This window comes from Shigella sp. FC1967 (assembly GCF_001743005.1).
Lineage (GTDB): Bacteria > Pseudomonadota > Gammaproteobacteria > Enterobacterales > Enterobacteriaceae > Proteus.
The window spans coordinates 1-6,839 of sequence record NZ_MIIZ01000597.1; the positions used below are offsets into that span (position 1 = coordinate 1).

Consider the following 6,839-nt stretch of genomic DNA (forward strand, 5'->3'; position numbering starts at 1 on the left):
CCGAGGAATTAGCAAAAACTGAACTCGATAATATACAAAATACTTTAAATAATTTCGAAACATTAGCATTAACACCAGAATTAAAAGCCAGCGAATATCAATACAACGTATACAAAGAAGCGCTTGATATACAACAAGGCATAGCAATAGATAAAAATAAAGAGGATCAAGATAAAACAACAATAGAGAAAGAGCGCTTAGCCGAAATCGCCAAACAAAAAGAGCAAAGCTGAAAAAGAGCGCTTAGCCGAGATTGCCAAACAGCAAGAACAAGCTGAAAAAGAGCGCTTAGCCGAGATTGCCAAACAGCAAGAACAAGCTGAAAAAGAGCGTTTAGCCGAGATTGCCAAACAAGAACGCCTCGATAAAGAACGCGCAGATAAAGCCAAAGCCGATAAAGCCGAGCAAGATCGCCTAGCCAAAGAGCGCGCTGATGCCGATAAAACCAAAGCCGATAAAGCCGAACAAGAACGCCTCGACAAAGAGCGCACAGATGCAGATAAAGTCAAAGTTAAAGAACTTATCCCTGTAGAAGATGAACTCGCACAACGCGCTAAAGAAAAGGCAAAAGAGAAAGAAACGACTAAACCATCTATTATTATTAGCAAACCTATTGATATTGAAAACACCCATAAATCCATGCAATTAATGGCTGAAAACGGCTATAAACTTATGGATATGCAACAAGGACAGCTGCGTTATTTAGCTTCTGCAACTTGTTCTGTGGGTACGGAAAGCGCCTGTATTAGTGGCTTTGCACACTATCAAAACGTCAATAAAGCCAATGCGACACAAACCGGACTAAGTGGTGCTTATCGTTTTGATATTAACCAAATTCCTTTAGTTGTAGGGCTTGCCATTGATACTGATGCCTATTCTTCATTACCTAAAGGCTATCAATATCAAGGTTACGCATTACCTTTAATTGGTTTTAGTTTAGATTTAATACCGTCACTCAATGCTGAATTAGAGAGCCATGCCTTACACTTATCCTTAAAAGGAGCCTATTTAAATCGTAAGGTGTCGATTGAAAGGCCGGTATTAGATAATACAGAAGCAGGTAAAGGCAACGCAAGGGTTTCAGGGTATCATATTGATTTACAAGGTTATTACCCTTATGCGCTAGCGGATAGTTTATTACTAACGCCATTTGCAGGACTTACTTTTAACCAAATCTCACGTTCAGCTTATAGTGAAACTCAAAATGCGCAATTTGCAGCACATTATGATGCTCTTAAAACGCACTCACTGTTAGCCAAAATGGGATTAGGTATGGACTACTTATTAGGCTCATCTTTCATCTTACATACTAAAGCGGGTTTATTATGGGATCTATCACATCATCAAGGCGATTTCCGTAGCCATATTGATTATTTAGGTCAACAAAATATCGATTATTCAGAACATAAGAAACCGTTAAAACAACGTCCATTTGCTAATATTGGATTAACTTATCAGTTTGATAAACGGTCTTCCATTAACACATCAACAAACTGGGAAATGACCACATATCGCAATCACGATATGCAGTTTGGCATTAGCTACACTTATCGTTTCTAATTCCTTATTGTTATATTTAGGGTTAATTTTGTTGTATTACTTGGCTTCCTATAGAAGATATAGGAAGCTTTTTTTATTAACCGATTGAAGAATTCGAATTTGACATAATAGAGCTGTTTTTTTCTTGATCAACCCACCATACTTTCGTCGATACTTTCTCAAGTAATGCTTTATTGTGGCTAAAGATAATCAAGCTTAAAGGCCGTCTTTGACTTTCATCGATTAACACTTTCCAAATTTCAGCTTGAATTTGTGCATCCAACTGTGCCGTCACTTCATCTGCAATCAATATTTGAGTGCGTGGATCGAGCGCCCTTAATAATGCAATGCGCGCCAGCTCTCCGCCCGATAGTTCATTCGGTCTACGTGTTAACCATTCTGATTTTATTCTCAATTTTTCAAGCCAACTTTTATCTGGCGACCAAGCATCACGAACGCTATCACCCGTTGTTCGGAATGGATTAAAACATTTATCAGGATGTTGAGGAACTAATTGAATCGGGCAATAACCCTTTTTAGACAACGGGTTACCATTAACAAGAATTGAACCTTGAGTGGGAGGTTGCCATTGAGCTAAAACACGACCTAATGTCGTTTTCCCCGCGCCACTTGGTGCTGAAATACCAAGTCGCTCTCCCGCATCTAACGTAAAGGAGAGATCTTGCCATAACACTTTACCTGCTTGTTCCACAGATAATTGTTTTAACGCTAAAAGTGGCATAAAGATAACTCCAGAAATAACAAATAAAATGTATAAAAATAAAACTTAAGAACACCCTATTATAAGGGATTAAGTGATGCGTCTTTTGTATTTATAAATTGTTGTTCAGGTAATGCATTCCAAAGTGTCTTCAACCATTCACTACCTTCATGACGATTAAGTAAATTAGCTGGAATAATTTCGTTAACCTCCCCCTGATTAAGCACCGCTATGGTATCTGCAAACCGTGCAGCTAAGGCTAAATCATGCGTAACCCAAAGCACTGATTTACCTTGATTGCATAATTCTCTTAAATGCCCTAATAACAAACACGCATGTTCATCATCAAGCCACGAGGTGATTTCATCAGCCAAAATATAGTGTGCATTAGAGAGTGTCGCATTACAGGCTAATACACGTTTTGCCATTCCACCAGACAGTTTTGCTGGATAGGTTTTTACCAATGAACCTGAAAGATGATAAAGCCCTAACTGTTGCACGATATCCTCAGATGTGACATTGGCACCACTTAAACGTGCAGAGCGACTTAATTGATCACCGATGCAGATCAATGGATTGAGAGCACTGACACCTTGAGGAATATAACAAAAAGTATTCCCACGATAAGCAATAAGTTCCCGTTCACTTAGTGTATAGCCATTCAGTTTAATCGCGCCACGAACTCGCATATTCGCAGGCAAAAGTCCTAGCGCACTTTGTAATAACAGGCTTTTACCTTCACCACTGCCTCCCACTAATGCCAGCATTTTTCCAGGCTTAATATCCAATGAGATTGATTTTAGCAACGGCTGCCAATTGCGTTTTCCTAACCAACGAAATTGTGCAATATCAATGGAAAGCTGTTCAAAACTTAACATCCTGCCCCTCTTAGCCATAATTGTTGCATTGATTTAGCAAATTGATCGAAAATCAAGACTAAGCACATCAAAATTAACCCCGGAAACACCACCATCCACCAAGAGCCTGTACTTAAATAACGTAGTGCATCTGCCAGTAATAAGCCGAGTGAAGGTTCATGAGCTGCCTGACCAAAACCAAGGAAACTCAATGCCGCGCTATGTAAAACTGCATGAGGAAACATTAACAAGGTTCCCACAATCCACTGAGGTAATAACATGGGGATATAGTGTTTTTTCACGCACTCAAAAGGCGTATTACCAATGCGACGCGATAACATCACATAATCAGCTTCTCTAATACGTTGAATTTCACCGCGTAAAATCAACGCCAATTTAGGCCAATGTGTTAATGCCACTGCCCAAATAACTCCTTGTTGCCCCCCACCTAACGTAAAACAGATCAAAATCAATAGTAATAAGTGAGGTAATGCCAATAACGCATCAACAACGCCTCTGACAAAAAAATCACAATAACGATTAATGGAAGAGATACCCGCGAAAATTAATGCAATAGCACCGCTAACAACTGCGCTTGTTACACCAATATTTAAGCTACTTAACATTCCTTGAAAACAACGTAACCACAAAGAGCGGCCAAGATTATCCGTGCCAAACCAATATTGCTCTGAAGGCGCTTGATTTCTTGCCAAAAAATCCATTGCAATATCAGTATGAGAAATAGAAAAACCGTAAGCCACTAACCCAATCAAAGCCAGGGTCACAAAGAGAAGTTTCAATAAAGGCTTGTTCGGATCGTAAATCATAAGTCTCGCAAAATTCCTTTATTAATCCGTCTTAATAGCCCATTAGAAATGCTATTACCAAAGAAAATTAAAATAGTGCTAAAAACCACAATACCCATTAATAATGGAATATCGCCACGTAATCCCGCATCAACCGTGGCTTGCCCTAAACCGGGATAAGCAAACACTTTCTCAGCCAAAAGAGAGCCACCGAGTAATTCACCAATAGATGCAAACTGTAAGCAAAGTGCAGGAGTAATGGCATGACGTAGAACATGAAATAGCATCATAGCCCACCCTTTATCACCTTGTGCTTTCGCAAAATGGATAAATTCACTGCCCATTACCTCAGCGACTTTAGCGCGAGTGTGTAGTGCGATATTTCCGGTACCTAATAATCCAAGCGCAATCATAGGTAAGAGAAGATGAGAAAAACGCTGACTTAACGTTGCTGTTTCGGCACTACTTCCCATCGGCCACGCACAACAAATTGGCGCCCAATGCAAAGTGACAGAAAACAGAGATAACAGCAGCAATCCCACCCAGAACGTCGGTAATGCAGCTAATAAATAAGATAAAGTAGAAATCATTCTATCAGGCCAACGATTAAGATATCGACCTGCAACCAATCCCATCACAACACCAATAACACCTGAAAACACCCACGCAGAAAAAAGTAAGATAAACGAAGGTCCTGCACGTTCACGAATAACATCAATAACAGGCATGTTATACAACATAGAATAACCAAAATCGCCTTGAATGATTTGGCTAAACCAAAGCCAAAATCGCATCCATAACGGCTGGTCAATTCCCCAACGTGCGGCAATTAAAGGGTATTGCTCAGGAGGAACATTCAGTAGGTCACTACCGATATAAGCCTTAATGGGATCGATCGGTGAAAAACTTAATAAAATAAAAACACCTGCTGTTGTCACCAACAGCAGGCAGAGTAATCGCAGGAAAAAACCTGCACTTTGACGTATTACTGACAAGTCCACTTCCAAGTATCTACACTATTTAATAATGACCATGAACCATGAATTTCAGGTGTTCCGGTACCCAAATCAACACAAGGGTTAGTAAGGTAAGTGTGTTGCACATTCATTAACCAAGCCCAAGCTGCATCACCTTTTTACACCCACGCCGTTTTTTACCATCCCACTCAACCGCTTTCCAATGAGGAACGGCTTCTTGCCATGTATGAGCATCGAGGGCAGCTTGCAAGTGTTTTTTCGACCTCAGGATTTTTTGTAATAACCTGGATTATAATAACCAACGCCAGCCGCATTTTCGCTGTAGTGATGATATAACTCCATAGGATCAAGGCTCCCCCAACCAAATAAAGTTGGATTTGAGTGCATATAGCGCTCTACTGTATCCCAACTCCCTGATTTAAGATCCATTTGAATACCAATAGGTTGCACTAGCGCACGAATTGATTCGGCTAAATCGCGACGAGTTGCATCACCACTGGTATACCATAAGGTAAGTTTGGCTTCTAAACCGTCTTTTTCGCGAATACCACTTTTATTCAGTTTCCAGCCTGCATCTTCAAGAATTTGCTTCGCTTTTTCAACATCACCATCTTTAAAGGCAGCATCAGTTTGATCCCAAGGCAAACCTTTTACGCCGGTATATGCCGGAACGGCATAACCATCAAGCACTTGCTCTGATAAGAGTTTGCGGTCAAGGGCATAGTTAATCGCTTTACGAATAGCGATATCTGCGGTGATATCATTACCAATATCATACCCTTGGGCGTTTTTTTCACCTGATTTTACCATTGGAAAAACGATACCACGGTTTTCAACACTTGGTCTTTCCCACAATTTGGTATTGGGTAAATGTTTAGCTATTGCAGCCGTTGCAGGAGGAATACGCACAATACCTAACTGCCCACTTTGAGCAGCAGCAAAAGCAGCATCTTCATCGAGGAAAACAAAAATGAGTTTTTCAAAATCGTTTTTCTTACCCGCATAATAAGGGTTAGCTTCAACAATTAATTGTTGACCAGGTTGAAAACTTACCATGCGATAAGGACCTGCACCAATGGGCTTTTGTGCGTAGGTTTTTTCATCATATTTATCAGCTGAAACGATACCTAGCGAACCCAGTACGTTAACAAAAGTACTTTGTGGTGCTTTTAGCGTAATAGTGACATGTAAGTCATCATCTGCTTTTGCAGAAAGGAAGTTTCCCATATCAACTTTACCGCCACTTGCAGCCGCATTGTTATAGGTAAATACGATATCTTTTGCTGTAAGTGGTAAGCCATCAGAGAATTTTAAATCTGGCTTTAACGTTAATTTCCATGTTTTACCATCTTCACTTGGCTGATAGTCACTTAACATATTGCTATACCAAGAGAGATCCGCATTTTGCTTTAATAATGGGCTATGGAGAAGTAAATAGCTGCCATGACTCCAACCCAGCATTGGGTCGAAGCCTTCTGTTGGCTCTTCACCAATAGCTAATTTTAATGTTTGAGCAGAGGTTGCAAAAGGGGCACTTAACGCGGCTAAGCAAGTTAACGTTACTAATGATTGACGCCAACCAAACCGAATAGACATAAAACATTCTCCGATTTTTTAGATACGACTTATCATCAATCTCTATCTCAATAAGATGAAGAGGCTGAAGCAAGATAAATAACAATAATAATTATGACGTTCTGCAACTTAATGCAGATAAAGATTAAACTCGTGTCATCATAATAAGTTTTTTTTATTTAACTACTCGAATAATATTCAACAGTTTTATTGATTTTTACATAAACTTTTTATTAAGCAGTAATACTCATTATGGCAAACTTCTAGTCAGTGCACAGTATTTTTTCTAATAAATAAGTTATATATTTATCATTGAATTTATTAGTGAGCGTAAAACGAAATAAAGTGACTTTTTAACGAAAAC

The 6,839-nt window shown here is 39.5% G+C and carries 6 protein-coding genes and 1 pseudogene; 2 read left to right on the forward strand and 5 right to left on the reverse strand.

Features of this window, described 5'->3' with window-relative positions:
* Positions 1-233 (forward strand): hypothetical protein (locus BHE89_RS23710; RefSeq protein ID WP_171742471.1); only part of this gene is annotated, 233 nt, incomplete at its 5' end.
* Positions 234-672: 439 nt separating this feature from the next.
* Positions 673-1,560 carry an autotransporter outer membrane beta-barrel domain-containing protein gene (locus BHE89_RS06485; RefSeq protein WP_286145949.1) on the forward strand — a complete coding sequence of 296 codons (888 nt, stop codon included), beginning with the start codon at positions 673-675 and terminating at the stop codon, positions 1,558-1,560.
* Positions 1,561-1,636: 76 nt separating this feature from the next.
* On the opposite strand, the gene BHE89_RS06490 is transcribed toward BHE89_RS06485, so the two are convergent.
* The 5 genes and pseudogenes from BHE89_RS06490 to BHE89_RS06510 all read right to left on the reverse strand — a co-directional run bounded on the left by BHE89_RS06490 (position 1,637) and on the right by BHE89_RS06510 (position 6,496).
* Complete coding sequence (locus BHE89_RS06490) at positions 1,637-2,281, reverse strand: ATP-binding cassette domain-containing protein (protein WP_069369742.1); 645 nt, start codon at positions 2,279-2,281, stop codon at positions 1,637-1,639.
* 59 nt (positions 2,282-2,340) lie between these two features.
* Positions 2,341-3,138 (reverse strand): ATP-binding cassette domain-containing protein, encoded by a 798-nt coding sequence (locus BHE89_RS06495; RefSeq protein ID WP_069369743.1) that lies wholly within the window; start codon positions 3,136-3,138, stop codon positions 2,341-2,343.
* Positions 3,132-3,944 carry an ABC transporter permease gene (locus BHE89_RS06500; RefSeq protein WP_069369744.1) on the reverse strand — a complete coding sequence of 271 codons (813 nt, stop codon included), beginning with the start codon at positions 3,942-3,944 and terminating at the stop codon, positions 3,132-3,134. Before BHE89_RS06500 ends, BHE89_RS06495 begins: the two co-directional genes overlap by 7 nt.
* A complete protein-coding gene (locus tag BHE89_RS06505; protein ID WP_074454108.1) occupies positions 3,941-4,924 on the reverse strand; it encodes an ABC transporter permease in 984 nt (327 codons plus the stop codon). Before BHE89_RS06505 ends, BHE89_RS06500 begins: the two co-directional genes overlap by 4 nt.
* Positions 4,909-6,496 (reverse strand): annotated as a pseudogene (locus tag BHE89_RS06510) (ABC transporter substrate-binding protein). Before BHE89_RS06510 ends, BHE89_RS06505 begins: the two are co-directional and overlap by 16 nt.
* Between the last annotated feature and the right edge of the window lie 343 nt (positions 6,497-6,839).

What these genes read in the sequence shown, in the direction of transcription:
- BHE89_RS06500 (WP_069369744.1), bottom strand. Translation starts at nt 3,944, where the DNA reads ATGATTTACGATCCGAACAAGCCTTTATTGAAACTTCTCTTTGTGACC.
- BHE89_RS06490 (WP_069369742.1), bottom strand. Translation starts at nt 2,281, where the DNA reads ATGCCACTTTTAGCGTTAAAACAATTATCTGTGGAACAAGCAGGTAAA.
- BHE89_RS06495 (WP_069369743.1), bottom strand. Translation starts at nt 3,138, where the DNA reads ATGTTAAGTTTTGAACAGCTTTCCATTGATATTGCACAATTTCGTTGG.
- BHE89_RS06485 (WP_286145949.1), top strand. Translation starts at nt 673, where the DNA reads ATGGATATGCAACAAGGACAGCTGCGTTATTTAGCTTCTGCAACTTGT.